This is a genomic window from Sulfurimicrobium lacus, assembly GCF_011764585.1.
Taxonomy (GTDB): Bacteria; Pseudomonadota; Gammaproteobacteria; order Burkholderiales; family Sulfuricellaceae; genus Sulfurimicrobium; species Sulfurimicrobium lacus.
In genome coordinates this window covers 1,055,952-1,076,427 of record NZ_AP022853.1, presented here as the reverse complement: position 1 = coordinate 1,076,427, position 20,476 = coordinate 1,055,952, and the positions used below count along the sequence as shown (strand labels likewise).

Here is a 20,476-nt window from a genome sequence, read left to right as displayed (position 1 = left end):
TTCCCGCAAAAAAACTGCAGTTTAACCGATTATCGGGGCTTGCGAAACAGAACGACTACTAGTCTGCCTCGCGTTCGATCGAACAGCATTGGCGATCCGGCATATGCTCGTCACCGGCCGTCAGAACTTGCCCCGTGACTGCATTGGGGCGAAACACGGTACACCCCTTCAAGCCGCTCTCGTACGCCCGCCGGTATAGCCCGCTGAAGTCGGAATAGCTCAATTCTTCCGCAACGTTAATGGTCTTGGAGATGGCGCTATCCACATGGGCCTGCAGTGCCGCCTGCATGCCGAGATGGGCCGCTGGCGGCAGCTCGGCGGCGGTCACGAAAGCCGGTGTCAAAGGCGCCTGTTCGCCATGGAGGGATCGATAAAGCGCATAAGCATGATCCTGCGTTTCGAGCGCGGAAAGGCTGCCGTCTGCAGCTCGTATGCTGCGCTTATAGCGCCAGCCATACACCGGCTCCAGCCCGCTGGAGACATTCCCTGCCAGCAGGCTGATCGTTCCAGTCGGCGCAATGGCGGTGAGATGGCTGTTGCGTATGCCGTGGCGGCTGATACCTTGCAGGATGTCTTCAGGCAGGGAGCGCACAAATTCGCCCTGCAAATATTTTTCCCTGTCGAACAGGGGAAACGTGCCCTTTTCTCGCGCCAGTTCTATGGAAGCACGATAGGCAGCATGCGCGATACGCGCCATTATTTCCCCTGCGAGGCGAAACGATTCCGCGCTGCCGTAGGGAATGCCCAGCATGATCAACGCGTCGGCCAAGCCGGTGAGGCCAAGGCCAAGACGTCGAGAGGCACGGGCAGCCTCAGCCTGATTTTGCAACGGAAAACCCGAAGCCTCGTAGACGTTGTCGAGCATGCGCGTGGCGATGCTCGCCGCAGCGCCAACGCCATCCAGATCCAGTACTGCGAGTGATGAAAATGGCTCGCGCACGAAGCGTGTCAGGTTGAGCGCCCCCAGGTCACAGGCGCCATAAGCCGGCAGGGGAATTTCGCCGCAGGGATTGGTGGCGCTGATGTGTTCGCAGTACCAGAGATTGTTGGCGCGGTTGACGCGATCAATGAAAATCACGCCCGGCTCGACGCAATCGTATGCAGCAGCCGTGATTTTCTGCCATAGCGCGCGTGCCCCGACTTTCCTTACCACACGACAGGGCTGTGGCGTTGCCATGCCCGACCAGCGACGCACGACGATCTCGCCGGAAATTTCCTCGTCCTGCCCCAGAGGGAAGAGCAGCGGCCATTCCGCGTCGCGCGCCACGGCCTCCATCAGATCGTCGCTTACCAGCACGGACAAATTGAAGTGACGCAACGCAAGGGGATCACGTTTGGCCTCAATAAATGCTTCGATATCGGGATGATCGCAGCGCAACGTCGCCATCATGGCGCCGCGCCGCGCGCCGGTAGAAAGAATAGTGGCGCACATGCTGTCCCAGATATGCATGAAGGACAGCGGCCCGCTTGCCGCGACGCCGACACCACGCGCCGTCACCCCCTGCGGCCGCAGGGTGGAAAAATCCAGCCCGATGCCGCCACCCTGTTGCATGGTGAGTGCGCTCTCCTTGAGCGATTCGAAAATTCCCGCGATGGAATCTTCGATCGCCCCCATCACGAAGCAGTTGAACAGGGTGATGTGATGCCGGGTTCCCGCGCCGGCCTGGATACGTCCACCGGGGAGAAATTTGAAATCCTGCAGCAGCGCGTAAAACTGCTCTTCCCAGCACTCGACGTGCTGCGGCTTTTCCACTGTTGCCAAAGCGTGGGCGACACGGCGCCAGGTGTCCTCAATGGCGGCATCGTGAATCACCCCGTCCGCACGGTAACGGTATTTTTCTTCCCAGACCCTCCTGGCAATGGGCTCGCTCAGGTACTCAGTCATACGGCATCAAGGAACCGCAGGGCGCGCCGCCCGCGCCACCTGCATCATCATTTGCAGACTGTCGTGCGTCAGCCTTTCAAACAAGGGCGTCATGTAAGGCAGCGTGACGAATAACACGATGAAACCGGCTGCCAGCGTAATCGGGAAACCAACGGCAAAAATATTCAGCTGCGGCGCCGCACGGGTCATGATGCCGATCGAAAGGTTGGCAATCAGCAAGGCGGCGATCATAGGCAGGGCCAGCAGCAAACCCGAGCGGAATATCTCGCTTCCCCAATCCGTTACCATCTTCCAGGCCTGGACAGACGGCGGCTGGGCGGAAAGGGGGAAGACCTTGAAGCTATCCGCCAGGATTTCGATCATCAGCAAGTGGCCGTTCAGCGTCAGAAATACCAGCGTAAAAAGCAGCCCTAAAAACTGCGCCACTACCGGCACCTGGGCCGAGTTTACCGGATCGAAGAAAGTCGCGAATCCGAGGCCCATTTGCAGGCCGACAAGATTGCCCGCCATCTCCACGGCAACAAAAACAACCCGTACCGTCAACCCCATGGCCACACCGATCACTATTTGCTGCGCCAGGATCAGCAGGCCAGCGGCAGAGCCGGGCTCCACCTGCGGCATGTCGCCCAATGTCGGCGCAATTACCAGCGTAATGGCCACGGCCAGGCCGATTTTGGCACGGTGCGGAAAAGTTGGATTTCCGAGAACAGGCGAACTGGCGATCAGCGCACCGATGCGGACCAAGGGCCACAGGAAAGCGGCCAGCCAGGCGCTGAGTTGGGCAGATGTAACGGTCAACATGCCCGGGGCCGCTCTAACTGATCAGGCTGGGGATACTGGTAAAAAGCTGGCGCATGTAATCGACCAACATGCTAATCATCCAGGGGCCAGCCAGGACCATCACCAGGAACATCACCAGCAGCTTGGGAATGAAGGAAAGCGTCATTTCGTTGATTTGTGTCGCCGCTTGAAAAATGCTCACCAGCAAACCGGTTGCCAGCGCAGCTAAAAGCATCGGCGCCGAAACCAGAACGGTCAACTCCAGCGCCTGGCGGCCGATAGTCATGACGGTTTCAGGGGTCATATATAGAAACTCTGCACCAGCGAAGCCATGATGAGCGCCCAGCCGTCCACCAGCACGAACAGCATCAGCTTGAAAGGAAGGGAAATCATCACCGGCGACAGCATCATCATACCCATCGACATCAGTACGCTCGCCACCACCATGTCGATGATAAGAAATGGAATAAACACCATGAAGCCGATCTGGAAGGCAGTCTTGAGTTCGCTGGTGACATATGCCGGCACCAGGATTTTCAAAGGTACCGCCTCAGGCCCGCTTAACGGCTTGCTGTTCGACAGTTTCACAAACAGCGCCAGATCTTCCTGCCGCGTCTGTCGCAGCATGAATGCCTTGAGGGGTTCGGCGCCTTTCTCAAGCGCAGTGGTGAGCTCGATCTTCTTTTGGTCGTACGGCAGGTAGGCATCGGTATAAATCTTGTCGAACACCGGCGCCATGACGAAGAAGGTCAGAAACAGCGACATCCCCACGACGACCTGATTGGGTGGCGACTGCATTGTTCCCAATGCCTGACGCAGCAGCGAGAGAACGATGATGATGCGGGTGAACGCGGTCATCATCAGCAAAATCGCCGGCAGGAAAGTCAGCGCAGTAAGGAATAGCAGGGTCTGGATGCTGAGGGTGTAGGTCTGACCACCTCCTGGCGAAGGCGAACTGGTAATCGCCGGAAAGCCGGCATCGGCCGCAAACACGGCATATGGAAACAACGACAGGGCCAGCCATGCAACGACAAAGAACGACTTGCGCATGGGGCGATGCAAGGCGCTCATCGCTACTTCTCCGTCCCCATGCCGCGCCGTTTCATGACGTCTTTGAGCCAAGTGGCAAATCGATCATCCGCTGCAGGCTTGTCGCCACGCGGAAAGGTGTCAAGTCGCGGCATGTTGTGCAATGCAGTCACCTGGCCCGGTGCAACACCAACCACCAGCCAGGTATCGCCCACTTCCACTACCACGACCCGCTCCTTGGGGCCGACTGCGATACCGCCGATCAGCTTGATGGCTCCTCCGGCAGAGACCTGCCCGGGCGCAAGGCGCTTCAGTAGCCATGCTGCCCCAGCCACCGTACCCAGCACCACTATAAGGCCGAACAATACCTGCAGCACGCCACCGATGGAAACCGGGGAAACAGGTAAGGCAGGAGGAGTTTGAGCCGGCGCGGCAAAAACGGAGGTGGCGACAAAAACAAGCAGCGCCCCGGCAGACACGAGCCGCATTGCGTTCATCGATTGAGCTTACGGATGCGTTCGGCAGGAGAAATAATGTCGGTAAGGCGGATGCCGAATTTGTCGTTCACCACGACGACTTCGCCCTGGGCGATCAGGCAGCCGTTGACCAGCACATTCATCGGTTCGCCGGCCAGACCATCCAGCTCCACTACCGAACCCTGGGCAAGCTGGAGCAGGCTGCGAATTGCAATCTTGGTCCGCCCCAGTTCAACCGTCAGATTGACCGGGATATCCAGGATCATATCCAGACTGTTGGCCATTCCGGGCAATGCGGCGGAAGCGGAGAACTGCTCGAAGACCGGCGTCGTCACCGTCTTTGCCTGCGCGGTCGCCGCTGCGGCATCGGCATCGCCCTGTTCCGCCATCGCGGCGGCCCAGTCGTCCTCAGCGGAAGAGGCTGACGTTTCGCCCTGCTCGGCCATCGCGGCAGCCCAGTCGTCGCCGCTAACCTGGCCTTCTTCTTCAGCCATTACGACGCTCCGGGGAAGATTCGGATTCCGATGTAGTCAGGATTTTGTTCACTTTCAAGGCATATTGACCATTTAACACGCCGTACTTGCATTCCAGCACCGGCACACCATCCACTTCAGCCACGATGGCCTCGGGAATATCGAGGGAGATCACATCGCCCACTTGCATGTTCAGAATCTGCCCGAGTGTCACGGGCGTCTCACCCAAATTCGCAACCAGGTTCACTTCGGCCACCTGTATCTGTTTGGTCAGCAATTTGGTCCAGCGCTCGTCCACCTCGAGACGCTCACCCTGCATGCTGCTGTAGAGCAGATCCCTGATCGGCTCGATCATAGCATAGGGCAAACACACGTGAAAGTCGCCGCCGCCCGAGCCCAGTTCGATGTTGAACGTCGTCACCACGACCACTTCGCTAGGTGTGGCAATGTTGGCAAACTGGGTATTCATCTCCGAACGCACATATTCGAACTCGACCGGGTAGATCGGATGCCAGCACTTCTGCATCTCTTCGAAAACCACGTTGAGCAAGTTCTGGATGATGCGCTGCTCGGTCGGTGTGAAATCGCGCCCTTCGACCCGCATGTGAAAGCGTCCGTCGCCGCCGAACAGGTTGTCCACGATCAGGAATACCAGGTTGGGATCGAAAATAAACAGCGACGTCCCGCGCAGGGGTTTTATATGGACCAGATTGAGGTTGGTGGGCACAACCAGATTGCGGATGAATTCGCTGTATTTCATCACCCGCACCGGACCCACTGAAATCTCGGCGGTGCGCCTGACGAAGTTGAACAGCCCGATACGCAGCAGACGTGCAAATCGCTCGTTGATGAGTTCCAGGCCGGGCATGCGCCCGCGCACGATACGTTCCTGCTTGGCGATGTTATAGGGACGGACGCCCGCGGTCTCCTCGCCCCCGGCTTCCTCTTCGGGCTCGCCCGTGACGCCCTTGAGCAGCGCGTCAACTTCGTCTTGTGAGAGTATATCGTCAGCCATTTTCTCGATATTCCGGTACGTTAAGCCCGGCCTGCTACTGAATCACGAAAGACGTAAAAAACACCCCGGACACGCCATCTGCATCCTTGGCATGCAACACCTTGTTGACCTGCTCCTTTATCTCATTGCTCAGTTTCTGCTTGCCTTCCATGGATGACAAAGCACCGGCGGTCTTGCTGGAAAGCAGCAACAAAACATTATTGCGGATTTCTGGCATATGCTCCTTGATCACGTCGGACACCTTGGCATCGGCCACTTTCAACTCGATATCAGTTTGCAGATAGTGATCTTCACCGTCGGCGGTGAGATTGACCGTGAATGCCTCAAGTTTGACAAAAACCGGCGGCTTGGCCGGCTCTGCATGTTTGGCCTGTTCCTCATTACCAGCTTTCTTGCCGTGCAGGAAATACCAGGCAGCCCCGCCGCCCCCTCCGAGCAAAACCACCGCAGCGACGATGATAATCAGCAGCTTGCCTTTACCCTTCTTTGGCGCAGCTTCTACCGCCTCTTCTGCTGGTTTGCCTTTGTCCTTAGCCATTGCCACACCTCTTGTTCGGTTTACCCCTGCTCCTGCAAAGCTGGAGTTTTCAAGCTTTGGACGAACTTATAAACCGAAATAATATAAAAAACAAGTGGTTTCGGTTGATAATTTATGTGCTTTAACAACTGCAGTGGGGCGAGGCATCACAATCTATGGTTTTCAGAAGCTGGAAAAACACCATTGGTGCATCCGCACAATCAGCCAGATTGACAATTATTAATTTATATTCAATTAATTAGCACGTTCCCAAGGTGGAATTCAAAAATAAACTTGAAAAACAATGCATCACAATGGCGAATAAACCAGACACGCCCACCCTATTCATGTTGCAAAAAAACAACGTACTGACAGGATGAGGTGAAAAAAGGCACCGGCACGAACAGGCCAATGAAAAGATACTCAGGCAAACAAATCAACCAACCCTCTACCATCGCTATTCAGCGACATGACGCCGCGCGCCGTCACCGGCAATGAATAACCATCCACAAGCGTAAAATCCGAACGTGATTGCGACGCCCCGGACCTCCCCTCCTGCCCGGAATTCTGCTGCTGCGGCAGCGAATCCGAGCTCACCATGGCATTGCCCAGCATCATCCCGCTATCGGCGAACATTTCGCGCAGACGCGGCATGGCGGCTTCAATCGCCTCCCGCACCGCCGGCTGATGCGAAACAAAAAGGGCGGACACCTGATCGTTATTGATGGTAAGGCGCACTTCCATGGGCCCAAGATGCGGAGGATTGAGGTGCAATTCAGCCACCTGCTGGTGCTGCCCGGCCATCCAGACAACCTTTTGCCCCAATGCATCACCCCAGCCAGAAGCACCGACCGGCGTCTGCACACCGCCAACCGGAGCTTTGATTTCGCCGACATTTTGCGCTGTATTAGCGTTCATCGCCACGGGAATGGTATCAGGCATGCGCTGGACCTCGACAGACGGAACCGGCAATTTGAATGTTTCGACCTTCGCGCCGCCATCCTTCAAATCGCCCGACGGCAACGAGTTGCCGTTGGCGGCAAATTCTGCCGCCCCTTCTTTAGCCAGCACCGGAATTTTATCGCTGATCGAGGCCAAGCCGGCGTCGGCCGGACTCTGAAGCGCGGAAACCATCTGGTCTCCGGATGTCTTGTCGGGCGAGAAAGCAGAGAGCACCGATTTCTGCGCGGGCACGGACTGCTGCAATGCCGGCACGGCCGGTGCAAAAGCCGGCAGCAGCGCCATTGCCTGCAATGCCGGGTCCACAGGGACAGTGGACTGGGTATCCGTCACGACATCCGCCTTAAAATCAGTTGCAGTTCCATCCCCAGCCACAGGCAGTATTGCCGCATCTCCGGCGCCAGCTTCCACGACGGGCAACGCAGTACCATCCGCCCCCTGGATTTGCGCCGCCATTAGTGCGGCGAAATCAACTCCATCGGCCGCTGCCGCATCGTTCGCGACACTCGCAGCCTGCCCGGGTCCGGCAGGCGTCTTTGACATTATTTTCGCAACAGCAGCGGCTTGCATGCATCACCTCTTCTTGGTTCGGTTCCGGTTCACGAATCCTAAAGCAACATGCATGCCCAGTGTACTGTTTCAAGCTAAACGGCACTTTCAGCGAGTTCACTCGCCCTCAGGGCGGCGCCCCTGATTCTGCTTATTGGCAAACTCGTCCTGTTCCTTCTGCTCCTGGCGTTCCTCACGCTTTTCCTCGGCACGTATGTGGCGCGCCGACAAAGCCTCGTAGGCCTTGACCTTGCCGCGTTGCCGCAACCATTCCTGCTGCCCGGCGTTCCAGCGTGCCTGACAGCGCGCGACTTCGTCCTGCTGCAACTTGATCGCCGTGTCCAGCTTAACCATGAAGAGCTGGAAATCGCGCAGCGCTGTCGCCGAGGTTCCACCGCTCGCTTTTTCGCGCAACCTGTCCCGATAGCTCTCGCGATAAGCGAAAAGCTGCCTGAGTTTTTCCTCGGACTCGTGCCAGCGCAACTTCAGCGTCTGCAGTTTTTTTGCTGCTGCATCGGCATGGTCCTGGGAGAGGTCCAGCAGGGTCTGCAGTGGGAATTTGCGCGCCATTTCGTCCTATGGAACCTCTGATTAAGTCAAACACGGTCGCGACGGGGCATTGCGGGATGCAAGGCAAGAAAAGAGGCGCGCCGTGCAGTCATTCTGCACCAGCGACTCTTGACGCCGCATGGCGCCCGCAATACCCCGTCCCTTCGGGTTACATCGAAAACAGGCTTGCCCTGCGTTGCGCTCCTTGGCATCGTAGGCCTGCGTCGCGCGCCTTCTCGCCAGTGCGAGCGGCTTTGCCGCCGCTCTCGGCGGGGACGCCCCTCGCGGGTGTGCTCAAGCCTGTTTTCGATGTAACGCGATCCGCGTTTGACTTAACCAGAGGTTCCCTAGCCTACTGACCCAGCAATTGAGCCAGTTGAACCACGCTCTCCTGTGCATCGACCTTCTGCTTCATGCTTTGCTGCAGGAAGGCCTCGATGCGCGGATACATCGCTATCGCCTCATCCAGCAAAGGGTCGCCGCCTCTGACGTAAGCACCCACGCTGATCAGGTCGCGGCTGCGATGGTAACGGGAATACAGCATTTTGAAGCGCCGCACCAACTCCAGCTGCTGCGGGCTGATCAGCTCGGTCATGGCGCGGCTGATGGAGGCTTCGATGTCTATGGCGGGATAATGCCCCTGATCCGCCAGAGCGCGCGACAGCACCACGTGACCATCGAGAATGGCGCGTGCGCTGTCCGCAATCGGGTCCTGCTGGTCGTCGCCTTCGGTCAGGACGGTATAAAACGCGGTGATCGAACCACCCTGTTCGCGGCCGTTACCCGCCCGTTCCACCAGCTGCGGCAATTTTGCGAACACCGATGGCGGGTAGCCCTTGGTAGCCGGCGGCTCGCCGATCGCCAGCGCGATTTCGCGCTGCGCCATGGCGTAGCGCGTGAGCGAATCCATGATCAGCAGGACATGCTTGCCCTGGTCGCGAAAATACTCCGCGATGGCAGTTGCGTAAGCTGCGCCATGCAAGCGCAGCAGCGGCGGCGCATCCGCGGGCGCCGCCACCACTACTGAACGCGCCAGGCCCTCGGCGCCGAGAATGTTTTCGATGAATTCCTTGACCTCGCGGCCGCGTTCACCGATCAGCCCCACCACGATCACGTCGGCGCTGGTATAACGCGCCATCATGCCCAGCAGCACGCTCTTGCCGATACCGCTGCCGGCAAACAAGCCCATGCGCTGCCCCCTACCGACCGTAAGCAGGGAATTGATGGCGCGCACGCCGACATCGAGGACATGACGAATCGGCGCACGCGACAGGGGATTGATGGGCCGGCTCTGCAAGGGCATGGCATGATCTGCCAGCAGCGGCCCCAAATCATCGAGCGGGCGCCCGGCTCCATCGATTACCCGGCCCAGCAGCTTGTCGCCCACGGCGACATGTTTGGCACGGTCCTCTGCACGGCGGTGCGGAACGAAGCCCTTGCTCGCACCCTGCACTGGCAGCACGCTGCCGAGTACCGGAGTCACTTTTGCCCCCGGCGTAAGGCCGTAAACATCGGTGGAAGGCATCAGCAGCAAGCGTTCGCCAGCGAACCCTACCACTTCCGCCTCGACGTTATGCCCATCGGGCAGAGATACGATGCAACTGCTCCCGACTGCCAGCTTGAGCCCTACCGCCTCCATCACCAGGCCGGTGACTCGCGTCAGGCGGCCAGTCACGACCCAGGGCGGCGTCGATTCCACCGCCTCCTGACAGCCATGCAAATAGCTTTGCCAGTTCTGAATCAGGTTCATTTCGGGCTTAACGGACCAAGCCAGTCTCCGCTTTGACCCAGCGACTCCAGCACGCGTTTCCAGCGATTCTCCAGCGTGGCATCAATCTCGCTTTGCGCCGTTTCAAGTCGACAGCCGCCGGGCGTGATCTGAGCGTCCTCCACCACGCGCCAGTGGCCATGGGCGAGTTCCGCCTCAAGATGCGAGCGCAGCAACGCCGCGTCCTGTGGATGCACTATCAGTTGCGGCTGTTGGTTGGCCTGAGGCAGGCTGTTAATGGCTTCCTGCACGACAGGCAAAACCAGTTCGGGGTGTATGGACAAAGCCTGACGCAACATTTGCCGAGCTAAACCGAGCACCAGTTCCAGTACTTGCTGCGCCAGCTCCTGATCCAGCCGCTGTAGCGTTTCATTCACCTGGACCAGCAGCCGGCTAATGCGCTGAGCCTCCTGCAGCGCCTGCTCCCGGCCTTCGCGATAACCCTGTTCTCGCCCCTGCTGCACCCCTTCCTGATAGCCCTCCTGATGCGCCTGCTGTTGAATTTGCTGGATGGATTCGGCAGTGGGAAGCTCGACATGGGCCTTGTCGAAGGCATCCATCTCCCAGCGCTGGTAGGCGCTTAGCTGTTCCTTGGGGACGATATTAGACATGGACACTCAAGCGACATGAAGGGTCAGACCATTTGCTCATCGCCTTTGCCTCCAAGCACGATTTGACCTTCGTCCGCCAGACGACGCACGACCTTGAGAATTTCTTTCTGTTCGGCCTCGACTTCGGAAAGGCGGACCGGGCCCTTGGCTTCCAGATCGTCGCGCAGCATTTCAGCCGCACGCGACGACATGTTCTTGAAGATTTTTTCGCGCAGTTCCGGCGTTGCTCCCTTGAGCGCCAGGATCAGGGATTCCGACTGCACTTCGCGCAGCAGCAACTGGATCGAGCGGTCGTCGACATCCATCAGGTTATCGAACACGAACATTTCATCCTGGATGCCCTGCGCCAGTTCCGGGTCGTAATCGCGAATGCTGTTGATGACGGAGGTTTCGTTGACCGTGCCCATGAAGTTGAGTATCTCTGCCGCCGCACGCACCCCGCCCATGGCGGTTTTCTTGATATTGGTATTGCCGGCGAGCAGTTTGGTCAACACGTCGTTAAGCTCCTTCAGCGCGGTCGGCTGAATACCGTCCAGCGTGGCGATGCGCAGGATGACATCGTTGCGCAGACGTTCGACGAAAAAACTCAGCACTTCGCTGGCCTGGTCGCGATCCAGGTGCACCAGGATCGTGGCGATGATCTGGGGATGCTCGTTCTTGATCAGCTCTGCCACTGCGGCGCCGTCCATCCACTTCAGGCTTTCGATGCCGGCCGTATCGCCGCCCTGCAGGATGCGGTCGATCAGGTGTCCCGCGCGTTCGCCCCCCAGCGCCTTGGTCAGAACCGAACGAATATATTCGTCGTTGGCCATCCCCAACGTGGTCTTTTCTTCCGCTTCCTGGCGAAAATCGTAGAGCACGCCCTCGATCTGATCGCGCTTGACGTTTTTCAGCGTCGCCATCGCCGAACCGATCTTTTGCACTTCCTTGGGGCCAAGGAACTTGAATACCTCGGAAGCTTCTTCTTCGCCCAATGACATGAGCAAAATCGCGCTCTTGAGCAGACCTTCTTCACTCATTGCCGCCACCTACCCAATCCTTGACCACGCTCGCAACGACGCGCGGATCCTGCTTTGCCAACTCCCTGGCGGCTTTGAGATTCTCGTCATAGCCAGCCGACTGCGCCGCACGGGCTGCGGCCTGCGGCGAGATTTCCGCCACTTCCTCATCCGCGGCACCCGCATGATGGTGCCGGGCGGGCCCCGGTTGCGCAAGGTCGCGCAGGATCGGACGAATCACGCCGAAGACCAGATAGAACAGCAACGCGGCGATCAGCAGGTTTTTGGCGACTTCCTTGGCCAGGGAAATATTACCCGGGTCCTTCCACAGCGGCGCGGAAGGAACGACTTCCTCCTCGCTGGTTGTGAATGCGGCATTGACCAGGTTCAGCGTATCACCGCGCGCCTGGTTGTAGCCCATGGCCTCCTTGACCAAGTTCTGCAATTGGGCAAGTTCCGCTGCGGTAAGCGGCTTGGCCTTGGCGTTCTTGCCGACACCGACCATGCGGTTATTAACCACCACCGCCACCGAGAGGCGCTTGATGCCGCCCACCGGCTGGCGGACATGCTGGATGGTTTTGTCCACCTCAAAGTTTACGGTCGACTCTTTGTGCGCACCTGCCCCACTCGCCGCACCGCCTGCAGCAGCTCCGCCAGCAGGAGAACCCGTTGCCGTAATCGGCGCGCTCGCAGCTCCCGGCGGCTGGTTCGACATGGCGCCGGGGACGCCACTCGCCGGCTTCCCGGCATCGCCAACCGTTTCGCTGGTCTGCTGACTGCGGATCGCTGCATCGTTAGGCACCGGATTGGGTTTGAAAGTTTCTGCGGTTTGCTCGACCATGGCGAAATCGAGGTCTGCCGCCACCTGCGCCTTGACGTTATCCGTCCCCACTAACGGCGTCAGAATGGCTTCAATACGCTTGACGTAGCTCTGCTCCACCTGGTGCAGATAATCCAGTTGCGTCGGGTCCAGCCCGGCATGCGCATCCACGCCGCCCTCGCCCGCCGCGACCAGCAGGTTGCCGTTCTGGTCCACCAGCGTCACATTCTTCACCGGCAGTTCGGGCACGCTGCTGGCGATAAGGTGAACGATGCCGCTGACTTGTGCCGCATCGAGTGTTCGACCCGGGTAGAGGCTAAGCAAAACGGAGGCGCTGGGCTTCTGCTGATCGCGCACGAATACCGAGGGTTTCGGAATGGCGAGATGCACGCGCGCCCCCTGCACGGCAGAAAGCGACTGGATGGAACGGGTGATTTCCCCCTCCAGAGCGCGCTGGTAGTTGACCTGCTCCTGAAACTGGCTCATGCCGAGTTTCTGACCGTCCATCAGCTCGAAACCCACCACGCTGCCCTTGGGCAAGCCCTGCGAGGCAAGGCGCAGACGCATCTCGTAAACCTGATTGGAAGGCACCAGAATGGCCCCACCGCCTTCCGCCATCTTGTAGGGAATGTTCATTTGCTGCAGGGAGGCGATGACCGAACCACCGTCACGGTCGGAGAGATTGCTGTAGAGCACCCTGTAATCGGGCGTCTGGGACCACATCCAGGAACCGGCCACCACGGCGATGATGGCCGCAATGCCGAACATCAGGCCCAGCTTGCGCTGATTGCTTAACTGGCCGAGTCTCTCCAGCATTCCACCAAAAGCATTTTCCTGGGCAGCTACTGCCATTGATGAACTCTGAGTCGATTAACCCCTGCAACATGCAGGGGGGAGAAAAAAAAATGGAAACTCTGTGGATCGCTCAGAAGCGTCATACCTGCATGTTCATGACTTCTTGATACGCGGAAACCAGTTTGTTGCGCACCTGCACCATGGCCTGGAAGGAAACGTTGGCTTTCTGCAGGGAAATCATGACTTCCTGCAAGCTGGCGTCAGTTTTGCCCAGTTCGAAATTCTTCGCCATATCGGCCGATTCCTGCTGCGCACTGTTGACCTGGTCGATAGACGACTGGAGCAATGCGGAAAAATCTGCTCCGCCTTGCGGCGGCGGCGCGCTTCCGCCTGCAGCGGCGGCGGTCGCCTGCATCTGGCTGAGGAGTTGGTCAATTCCCTGTATGTTCATGTCTAAAATCTCTCCGGCATCAGTTTATGCGCAAAATTGAAGCAAAAACCATACCTTAATCATCCTTCAACTGCCCAGAAACAGTGCCTTCTTCCCGGTACTGCTGCATCTTGTAACGCAAGGTGCGCTCGCTCATTCCCAAACGTTGTGCCGCCAGCTTGCGCGAACCGTTCACCGCCTCCAGCGCCTCCAGAATATGAGCCCGCTCCAGCGACTTCATGTCCAGCGGCCGGCTATCCGCCGCCCCTGCCTTCAACATCTTCCCCGCCTGGCTCTGTTCAGCCACTGCCGTCTGCGGCAAGTGCAGATGAGGAACCTCTATCGTATCGCCCGGCGCCAATATCAAGGCGCGCTGTATGACGTTCTCAAGCTCCCTGATGTTACCCGGCCAGCCATATTGCGTCAATTGCCTTACCGCGTCATCGGACAGGGAAATACCGCTGCGTCCGAAGCTGGCGGCGAACCGGCCGATGAATTGCCGCGCCAGCGGCACGATGTCTTCCTTGCGCTCGCGCAGGGCAGGCATCACGAGCGGAAACACGTTGAGCCGGTAATACAGATCCTCGCGGAACCCGCCACGCTTCACCTCGGCCTCGAGATCGCGGTTGGACGTGGCCAGCACGCGGACGTCGAGCGCAATGCTCTTGCGCCCGCCGACCCGCTCCACCTCGCGTTCCTGCAACACGCGCAGCAGTTTTGCTTGCAGCGCCAGCGGCATCTCCGACACTTCGTCCAGCAATAAAGTACCGCCCTGCGCCTGTTCGAATTTGCCCGGCTGACTCTGCTGCGCACCGGTAAAAGCGCCTTTCTCATGACCGAACAGCGTCGACTCGAGCAGATTTTCCGGAATGGCGGCGCAATTGATCGCCACGAACGGCCCGCCCGCACGTGGCGAGTGGCGATGGATATAGCGCGCCACCACTTCCTTGCCAGTGCCGCTTTCGCCGGTAATCATCACGGTGGCAACCGTGCCGGCCACCCGCTGCGCCAGGGAAAATAGCTCACGGGAGCGCGAATCCTCGGCAATCGCTTCTCCTGCCTCTTCTGCGGGCGCAGGCAGCATGTAACGCGTCACCTCGGCCAGCAACTTGTCAGGCTCGAACGGCTTGGTGATGTAATTGCATGCGCCGGCACGCATCGCCTCCACCGCCTTGTCGATCACGCCATAGGCGGTCATCAGCAAAACCGGCAAATAGGGGTATGCGGACTTGATTTCGCGCAGCAGGGTGTGGCCGTCCATCGGCTGCATCTGCACATCCGTTACCACCAGCCCCACCGTGCGACGCTCCAACTCGGTCAGCGCCGCATGTCCATCGGCCACACCGATGACCTCGTAGCCGGACAGCGCTAGCGTGTCGCACAGCGCCTCGCGCAGGTCGCGGTCGTCTTCAACAATTAAAATCGGCAGGGTTTTCACTTATGAACCTTGGAACTCAATATCCGGAACGCATGTCGGCAGACGCAACACGAACTCGCTCCCCTCTCCCGGCACGGAATGCGCCTCTACCGTACCGCCGTGCGCCTCGGCCACGCTGCGCACGATAGCCAGACCGAGCCCGGTACCTTCGATGCGCGTCGTAAAAAACGGCTCGAACAGCCTGTCTCCCAGCGCCGCATCGAAGCCTCGCCCGTTATCGCGCACCGTCAGTGCCAGCCAGCCTTTAGCCGTCGCTTCCGCCCGCAACACCACTTCTCCACCGGCGCTGCTGGCCAGCAACGCATTCTCCAGCAAATTCACCACGGCACCAACCAGCGCCTTGCGATCGCCGCGCAAAACGCAGCCTTCGCTAAGGTCTTCCACGCCCAGACACACCTCCCGCTGAGCCATCTGCGGCTCGATGATCTGGCGCAGCTCGCCCAGCAGATCGGCCACCGCAACCGCTTCGCGCTCGCCGCCCTGCCCCCTGACGAACGACAGCATATCCTGGATCAGCTGCTCCAGATGGCGCAGGCGCGCCAAGGCTTTTTCGGAAAAGCGGATGCGCTCCGGCTCCGCCAATCCGGGCTTGGCCAGGTTTGCGACATAAAGCAGCGCTGTCGCCAGCGGCGTACGCAACTGGTGCGCCAGTCCGGCCGCCATTTCCCCCATCGCGGACAAACGCTGATGGCGCTGCAGGGCCTGCTCCATCTGATAGGCCTCGGTCACGTCGTGCAGCAGAACGATCTGGCCGCCCCCCCCTTCCAGTTGGCTAACGGAGATATTCAGCCGGCACAGCGATTCGTCCGCCGCCGTCATTTCCCATTCGTGAGAAGTTGCTGTCTGACGCAGGCTGCGAGCAACAACCTCGCTCCACTGCCGGCCCAGCAGGCCATCCCCCAGCATGCGGCCGGCCGCTGCATTCGCTTCGCGGATCTCGCCCGCGCCATCCACGACCACCACACCCGCAGGCAATGCCGCCAATAGCATCGCCAGGCGCTGCGATAGCGCCTCCTTCTCAAGATACTGGCGGCGTAATTCGCCGTTGGCCACCGCCAGTTCGCCGGTCAGATGCTCCACCTGACCCTGCAGTTCCTGATATGCGCCAGTGAGTTGCGCCGATGCCTCGTTAAAAAGGCTGAAGGCCTGTTCCAACTCCTGAGGACTGACGGACTTTACGGCTTCGGACAAGGCTGAATCCCGGATCGTTTAATTGTTTCATTATATATCGGAAGGATACTTCCCTATTCATAAGCTAACCCATTCCAAGCCATCGGGGATTCCACTACAATTGCCTCAGGCATACCCTTACCTTCGAGAAGTGCATACCAAAGAACGCATCATTATTTCGGGACTCTCCAGACCATGCTCAGCCGTTTCACCATACGCACCCGCCTTATTTTCCTCTCCTGCGTTATGTCGCTCATTTTGATCGGCAGCGGATCGACAGGCATGTTCGTCGTCAGCATGTTCCAGGACTCGCTGTCGGACTCATACCAAAACGAAATGGAACCGACCATACAACTGGTAAAGATAGGCCAACGCATGGTCGACAACCGCATCCAGCTTCTGCTTGCGCTGCAGCATGACCCCAGCAACCCCAACAGCAGCCTGCATAACCACCCTGTTACCAAGCACACCGACAAGCTGGCGCAGAATGCCCAAGAGATCGACCAGCTGTGGCAGCAGTTCCGCGCCAAACAGTGGGACGGAAAAACCGCGCAACTGGCCGACAAATATGCCGAACAACGCAAAACACTCCTGGATACCGGATTCATCCCGACGCGCGACGCCATTCTGGCAGGCAAATTCGACGATGCGACACGCCTGACCCTGCAAGCCATCAACCCCACGTTCGAAGCAGCCAACGGCACACGCAACGAATTATTCCAACTGATGGTCGATGCCGCAAAAGACGGAAACGAGCGCGCAAAACAGCGCTATACGCTCATCCGCAACCTGACTGTCGCCGGCATTGCAGGCAGCGTCCTGCTCGCGCTGCTGGTCGCTTTTTTCATTATCAGGGGAATCACCTGCTCCATATCCGAATTGCGCGCGACCATGGTCTCAATGCAACAGGACAATGACCTGACCAGGCGCGCGACCGTTTATGGCAGCGACGAAATCGCCGAGGCCGCGCAAGCTTTCAACGCACTGGCCGGCAATTTCCAGGACATTATTGTCGATGTGCACGCCAGCGCGGAACAGCTGGCTGAAGCATCGACGCAGCTGTCTGCCACATCGAATAACGTCGCGCAGAGCTCCCTGCAACAGAGCGAAGCGGCCGCCAGCACGGCCGCCGCAGTGCAGGAAATGTCGGTGAGCGTGGCTTCGGTGGCGGAAAATGCCGAGGAAGTGCGCCACATGGCCCAGACCAGCGTGGCGGAAACCCAAAAAGGCAATCTCAGCCTGTCCGAACTGATCGGCGAGATCAGCGAAGTGGAAACATCGGTGGAAGAAATCTCCGGAGCGGTGACAGAATTCATGCACAGCACCAACACCATCACCAGCATGACCAGACAAGTCAGGGATATCGCCGACCAAACCAACCTGCTCGCCCTGAATGCCGCAATCGAGGCGGCACGGGCCGGCGAGCAGGGCCGCGGCTTTGCCGTGGTGGCCGACGAAGTCAGGAAGCTGGCCGAGAAATCCGCCAAGTCCGCAAGCCAGATCGATGCCGTCACGCAGACGCTCAACACCCAGTCGGTGGGTGTCGAAAACGCCATCGCGCGCGGTCAGGGTGCGCTACGCTCGAGCCAGGATTTTCTGGAAAACGTGGCAATGGTGCTGTCGGAAGCCAACAGCTCGGTGTCCAGCGCTACGAATGGCGTGGACAACATCACCTCATCGGTCAGGGAACAAACCGCCGTCGCCAACGAAATTGCGCAGCACGTGGAACAAATCGCACAAATGGCTGAAACCAACAGCCTGGCAAGCAAGGAAACATCGGCTGCCGCACATCACCTGGAACAACTTGCCGGCAAACTGAACCATATTGTCGGACGCTTCAAAGCCTGAACAGGCGACTGCCGAACAGGCTCATCTTCATTGCATGCCTGCAAATAGGCTTGACCGCAGCCTTTTTTGCCTTTAACTTCCCTCAAACTCGTAATCCGACAATCCGAAGATGGGTATACCACCCATCCGCCGCTTGCCCGATTCGGGGGTATTCACGCCACTAAACCAGAAAGAAAAACAGCGTGCACACAACGGACGTCGACGGACAATGTCATGAGAAATCCAGCACGATCCATCGCGTCAACCTGCCGCAAAGAAAAAACGCTTATCCAACTGAAATCGCCACGAATGCCACTAAAACAAACGCTCGCAAGCGCGATGAAATTGAGAAATATGGCATATAATCGGGAAAATACAGTCAACATGCCGCAAGGTATAATGCAGCGACGAGAATATTGGATAACCTCCAAATAGTGGAACCCACTGGAGCCTTAATAAGATGTCAGAACTGTTAAAACGGATTGATGCCCGAACCAAGCTGGCCGGCACCAACAAGCTGGAAATCCTGCTGTTTACCCTCGGAACGGACCAGAATAGCGGACGCAAGGAAACATTCGGCATCAATGTTTTCAAGGTACGTGAAGTCATGCGCGTGCCTGAAATCACCCGGGCACCGGACATGCCCCCCACCGTGGAAGGCATGGTCAGCCTGCGCGGCGTACTGGTACCGGTGGTGGACCTGATCAAATATGCCGGGATCGTGACCGACATCAAACCTGACATCATGATCGTTACCGAATACAACTCTCGTACCCAGGGCTTTCTGGTGGAAAGCGTGGACACCATCCTGCGTCTCGACTGGTCCGAAATCAAGGTGCCGCCCGACATGCTCATGGCCCAGATGGGCGGACTGGTGACTGCCGTCACCAAACTCGAAGACGGGCGCCTGGTCATGCTCATGGACGTGGAGAAGATCCTTGCCGAAACCACACATTTCGACCAGCACGAAATCATTTTCTCCAGCCTGATTCCGCTGCAGGAAGAGCGCACCATCTTCTTCACCGACGATTCGCCGGTGGCGCGCAAACAGATCGAGCGCACGCTGGACGCCATGCACATACGTTACCGTAGCGCCACCAACGGCAAGCAGGCGTGGGAAGAGCTGCAACAGATCGCCACCCGCGCCGATGCCGCCAAGCTGCCGGTGAAGAATTTCATCCAGCTGGTGCTGACCGACGTCGAAATGCCCGAAATGGATGGCTACATCCTCACCAAGAACATCAAGAGCGACCCCCGCTTCGCCGGCATACCGGTGATCATGCATTCGTCCCTGAGCGGCGCGTCCAATCAGGAACTGGGCCGCTCCGTTGGCGTGGACGAATACGTTTCCAAATTCGAACCTGCCAAGCTGTCCGAAATCCTTACCCGCCGCTTAATGAGTTGACTTTCCCAGGACCGACAACATGACGACCCAAGCACATGCCGCGCTGATCGAATCGGTTGATGCCCGCACCAAGCTGGCCGGCTCCAACAAAATGGAAATTCTCCTGTTCACGCTGGGAACAGGAGAATATTTCGGCATCAATGTATTCAAGGTGCGCGAGGTATCGCAAACCCCCTTCATCACCAAGACGCCGAACATGCCGGGCGGGGTGCTGGGGGTGATATCGTTGCGCGGCAACATCATCCCGGTCCTGTCACTGGCGGATTTCATGATGCTCGACAACGTGCCGGAAGGCACCGGCCAGACCATGATCGTCACCGAATACAGCAAACACACCCAGGGTTTTCTGGTGCATGACGTAGATCGGATCGTGCGTGTGGACTGGGAAAAAATCAAACCGCCACAAGCCATGCTGGCCGGCAACGAAGGGCTGATCACCGCGATTACCGAATTGCCCGATGGCCGCCTGGTGTCCATCCTCGACGTGGAACAGATCCTGGTCAACGCGCTGGGCATGGAACCGATCCCCGAACTGGTGCCGGTGGAAATGTCGTCGGATCAAAGTCTGTTCTTCGTGGACGATTCTGCCATCGCCCGCAAGGAAATCATGATGACCCTCGACAAGCTGGGCGTTCCATATCAGCAGGCCAATAACGGACAGGAAGGCTGGGAAAAGCTGCAGAATCTTGCCGCGCGCGCCCAGCATGACGGCATCCCGGTAAAAAACCTGGTCAGCCTGATTCTGACCGATGCCGAAATGCCTGAAATGGATGGCTACGTGCTTACCAAGAAAATCAAATCCGACCGGCGTTTCGAAGGGATTCCGGTCGTCATGCATTCATCCCTGTCTTCAGATGCCAACCGCAGCATGGGCAAAGCGGTAGGGGTGGATGCGTATGTGGCAAAATTCGACCCGACGGTATTGGCGGAAACGCTACGTCCGTTGTTGATGAGATAAAACCAAAGTAGTGGAACCACCTG

General features: G+C 58.4%; 20 protein-coding genes. 3 read left to right on the top strand and 17 right to left on the bottom strand.

All coding sequences use genetic code 11. The features are described from left to right. Positions 1-58: 58 nt before the first annotated feature. From SKTS_RS05445 to SKTS_RS05365, 17 genes are all read right to left on the bottom strand, one after another. Positions 59-1,885 (bottom strand): adenosylcobalamin-dependent ribonucleoside-diphosphate reductase, encoded by a 1,827-nt coding sequence (locus SKTS_RS05445; RefSeq protein WP_173061440.1) that lies wholly within the window; start codon positions 1,883-1,885, stop codon positions 59-61. Between the two features lie 6 nt (positions 1,886-1,891). Next, complete coding sequence (fliR, locus tag SKTS_RS05440) at positions 1,892-2,686, bottom strand: flagellar biosynthetic protein FliR (protein ID WP_173061437.1); 795 nt, start codon at positions 2,684-2,686, stop codon at positions 1,892-1,894. Positions 2,687-2,699: 13 nt separating this feature from the next. Then, positions 2,700-2,969, bottom strand: coding sequence for a flagellar biosynthesis protein FliQ (gene fliQ / locus SKTS_RS05435; RefSeq protein ID WP_173061434.1), 270 nt, complete (start codon positions 2,967-2,969; stop codon positions 2,700-2,702). After that, on the bottom strand, positions 2,966-3,715 hold the full coding sequence (gene fliP / locus SKTS_RS05430) for a flagellar type III secretion system pore protein FliP (RefSeq protein WP_173068967.1): 750 nt from the start codon (positions 3,713-3,715) through the stop codon (positions 2,966-2,968). Before fliP ends, fliQ begins: the two co-directional genes overlap by 4 nt. Before the next feature lie 23 nt (positions 3,716-3,738). Next, complete coding sequence (gene fliO / locus SKTS_RS05425) at positions 3,739-4,182, bottom strand: flagellar biosynthetic protein FliO (protein ID WP_244617451.1); 444 nt, start codon at positions 4,180-4,182, stop codon at positions 3,739-3,741. Positions 4,183-4,187: 5 nt separating this feature from the next. Beyond that, complete coding sequence (gene fliN / locus SKTS_RS05420; RefSeq protein ID WP_173061426.1) at positions 4,188-4,664, bottom strand: flagellar motor switch protein FliN; 477 nt, start codon at positions 4,662-4,664, stop codon at positions 4,188-4,190. Beyond that, on the bottom strand, positions 4,657-5,658 hold the full coding sequence (fliM, locus tag SKTS_RS05415) for a flagellar motor switch protein FliM (RefSeq protein ID WP_173061422.1): 1,002 nt from the start codon (positions 5,656-5,658) through the stop codon (positions 4,657-4,659). The genes fliN and fliM overlap by 8 nt, the downstream gene beginning before the upstream one ends. Before the next feature lie 34 nt (positions 5,659-5,692). Then, complete coding sequence (gene fliL, locus SKTS_RS05410) at positions 5,693-6,196, bottom strand: flagellar basal body-associated protein FliL (protein WP_173061419.1); 504 nt, start codon at positions 6,194-6,196, stop codon at positions 5,693-5,695. Positions 6,197-6,598: 402 nt separating this feature from the next. Continuing rightward, the gene (locus SKTS_RS05405; protein WP_173061415.1) at positions 6,599-7,705 is read right to left on the bottom strand and encodes a flagellar hook-length control protein FliK; all 1,107 of its coding nucleotides are present in this window, start codon (positions 7,703-7,705) and stop codon (positions 6,599-6,601) included. Between the two features lie 96 nt (positions 7,706-7,801). Next, a complete protein-coding gene (fliJ, locus tag SKTS_RS05400) occupies positions 7,802-8,254 on the bottom strand; it encodes a flagellar export protein FliJ (RefSeq protein WP_173061413.1) in 453 nt (150 codons plus the stop codon). A 331-nt stretch (positions 8,255-8,585) separates the two neighbouring features. After that, positions 8,586-9,983: a flagellar protein export ATPase FliI gene (gene fliI / locus SKTS_RS05395; RefSeq protein ID WP_173061410.1), complete on the bottom strand. Its 1,398-nt coding sequence runs from the start codon at positions 9,981-9,983 to the stop codon at positions 8,586-8,588. After that, the gene (locus tag SKTS_RS05390) at positions 9,980-10,612 is read right to left on the bottom strand and encodes a flagellar assembly protein FliH (protein WP_173061407.1); all 633 of its coding nucleotides are present in this window, start codon (positions 10,610-10,612) and stop codon (positions 9,980-9,982) included. Before SKTS_RS05390 ends, fliI begins: the two co-directional genes overlap by 4 nt. A 23-nt stretch (positions 10,613-10,635) precedes the next feature. Beyond that, positions 10,636-11,631 (bottom strand): flagellar motor switch protein FliG, encoded by a 996-nt coding sequence (gene fliG / locus SKTS_RS05385; RefSeq protein ID WP_173061404.1) that lies wholly within the window; start codon positions 11,629-11,631, stop codon positions 10,636-10,638. Continuing rightward, positions 11,624-13,282, bottom strand: a complete 1,659-nt coding sequence (gene fliF, locus SKTS_RS05380; RefSeq protein ID WP_173061401.1) for a flagellar basal-body MS-ring/collar protein FliF — start codon at positions 13,280-13,282, stop codon at positions 11,624-11,626. The genes fliG and fliF overlap by 8 nt, the downstream gene beginning before the upstream one ends. Before the next feature lie 82 nt (positions 13,283-13,364). Further along, positions 13,365-13,676, bottom strand: coding sequence for a flagellar hook-basal body complex protein FliE (fliE, locus tag SKTS_RS05375; RefSeq protein ID WP_173061398.1), 312 nt, complete (start codon positions 13,674-13,676; stop codon positions 13,365-13,367). Between the two features lie 55 nt (positions 13,677-13,731). Beyond that, complete coding sequence (locus SKTS_RS05370) at positions 13,732-15,093, bottom strand: sigma-54-dependent transcriptional regulator (protein WP_173061395.1); 1,362 nt, start codon at positions 15,091-15,093, stop codon at positions 13,732-13,734. Continuing rightward, complete coding sequence (locus SKTS_RS05365) at positions 15,094-16,284, bottom strand: sensor histidine kinase (RefSeq protein ID WP_244617450.1); 1,191 nt, start codon at positions 16,282-16,284, stop codon at positions 15,094-15,096. Between the two features lie 174 nt (positions 16,285-16,458). On the opposite strand from SKTS_RS05365, the gene SKTS_RS05360 reads away from it, so the two are divergent. From SKTS_RS05360 to SKTS_RS05350, 3 genes are all read left to right on the top strand, one after another. Further along, positions 16,459-18,111, top strand: coding sequence for a methyl-accepting chemotaxis protein (locus SKTS_RS05360; RefSeq protein ID WP_173061392.1), 1,653 nt, complete (start codon positions 16,459-16,461; stop codon positions 18,109-18,111). A 439-nt stretch (positions 18,112-18,550) separates the two neighbouring features. Then, positions 18,551-19,495 (top strand): chemotaxis protein, encoded by a 945-nt coding sequence (locus SKTS_RS05355; protein ID WP_173061389.1) that lies wholly within the window; start codon positions 18,551-18,553, stop codon positions 19,493-19,495. 19 nt (positions 19,496-19,514) lie between these two features. After that, the gene (locus SKTS_RS05350; protein WP_173061386.1) at positions 19,515-20,453 is read left to right on the top strand and encodes a chemotaxis protein; all 939 of its coding nucleotides are present in this window, start codon (positions 19,515-19,517) and stop codon (positions 20,451-20,453) included. The last annotated feature ends 23 nt before the right edge of the window (positions 20,454-20,476 follow it).

What these genes read in the sequence shown, in the direction of transcription:
- fliM (WP_173061422.1), bottom strand. Translation starts at nt 5,658, where the DNA reads ATGGCTGACGATATACTCTCACAAGACGAAGTTGACGCGCTGCTCAAG.
- fliR (WP_173061437.1), bottom strand. Translation starts at nt 2,686, where the DNA reads ATGTTGACCGTTACATCTGCCCAACTCAGCGCCTGGCTGGCCGCTTTC.
- SKTS_RS05355 (WP_173061389.1), top strand. Translation starts at nt 18,551, where the DNA reads ATGTCAGAACTGTTAAAACGGATTGATGCCCGAACCAAGCTGGCCGGC.
- fliF (WP_173061401.1), bottom strand. Translation starts at nt 13,282, where the DNA reads ATGGCAGTAGCTGCCCAGGAAAATGCTTTTGGTGGAATGCTGGAGAGA.
- fliQ (WP_173061434.1), bottom strand. Translation starts at nt 2,969, where the DNA reads ATGACCCCTGAAACCGTCATGACTATCGGCCGCCAGGCGCTGGAGTTG.
- fliN (WP_173061426.1), bottom strand. Translation starts at nt 4,664, where the DNA reads ATGGCTGAAGAAGAAGGCCAGGTTAGCGGCGACGACTGGGCTGCCGCG.
- fliI (WP_173061410.1), bottom strand. Translation starts at nt 9,983, where the DNA reads ATGAACCTGATTCAGAACTGGCAAAGCTATTTGCATGGCTGTCAGGAG.
- SKTS_RS05445 (WP_173061440.1), bottom strand. Translation starts at nt 1,885, where the DNA reads ATGACTGAGTACCTGAGCGAGCCCATTGCCAGGAGGGTCTGGGAAGAA.
- fliJ (WP_173061413.1), bottom strand. Translation starts at nt 8,254, where the DNA reads ATGGCGCGCAAATTCCCACTGCAGACCCTGCTGGACCTCTCCCAGGAC.
- fliE (WP_173061398.1), bottom strand. Translation starts at nt 13,676, where the DNA reads ATGAACATACAGGGAATTGACCAACTCCTCAGCCAGATGCAGGCGACC.
- fliP (WP_173068967.1), bottom strand. Translation starts at nt 3,715, where the DNA reads ATGCGCAAGTCGTTCTTTGTCGTTGCATGGCTGGCCCTGTCGTTGTTT.
- SKTS_RS05405 (WP_173061415.1), bottom strand. Translation starts at nt 7,705, where the DNA reads ATGCAAGCCGCTGCTGTTGCGAAAATAATGTCAAAGACGCCTGCCGGA.
- fliO (WP_244617451.1), bottom strand. Translation starts at nt 4,182, where the DNA reads ATGCGGCTCGTGTCTGCCGGGGCGCTGCTTGTTTTTGTCGCCACCTCC.
- fliG (WP_173061404.1), bottom strand. Translation starts at nt 11,631, where the DNA reads ATGAGTGAAGAAGGTCTGCTCAAGAGCGCGATTTTGCTCATGTCATTG.
- SKTS_RS05350 (WP_173061386.1), top strand. Translation starts at nt 19,515, where the DNA reads ATGACGACCCAAGCACATGCCGCGCTGATCGAATCGGTTGATGCCCGC.
- SKTS_RS05360 (WP_173061392.1), top strand. Translation starts at nt 16,459, where the DNA reads ATGCTCAGCCGTTTCACCATACGCACCCGCCTTATTTTCCTCTCCTGC.
- SKTS_RS05390 (WP_173061407.1), bottom strand. Translation starts at nt 10,612, where the DNA reads ATGTCTAATATCGTCCCCAAGGAACAGCTAAGCGCCTACCAGCGCTGG.
- fliL (WP_173061419.1), bottom strand. Translation starts at nt 6,196, where the DNA reads ATGGCTAAGGACAAAGGCAAACCAGCAGAAGAGGCGGTAGAAGCTGCG.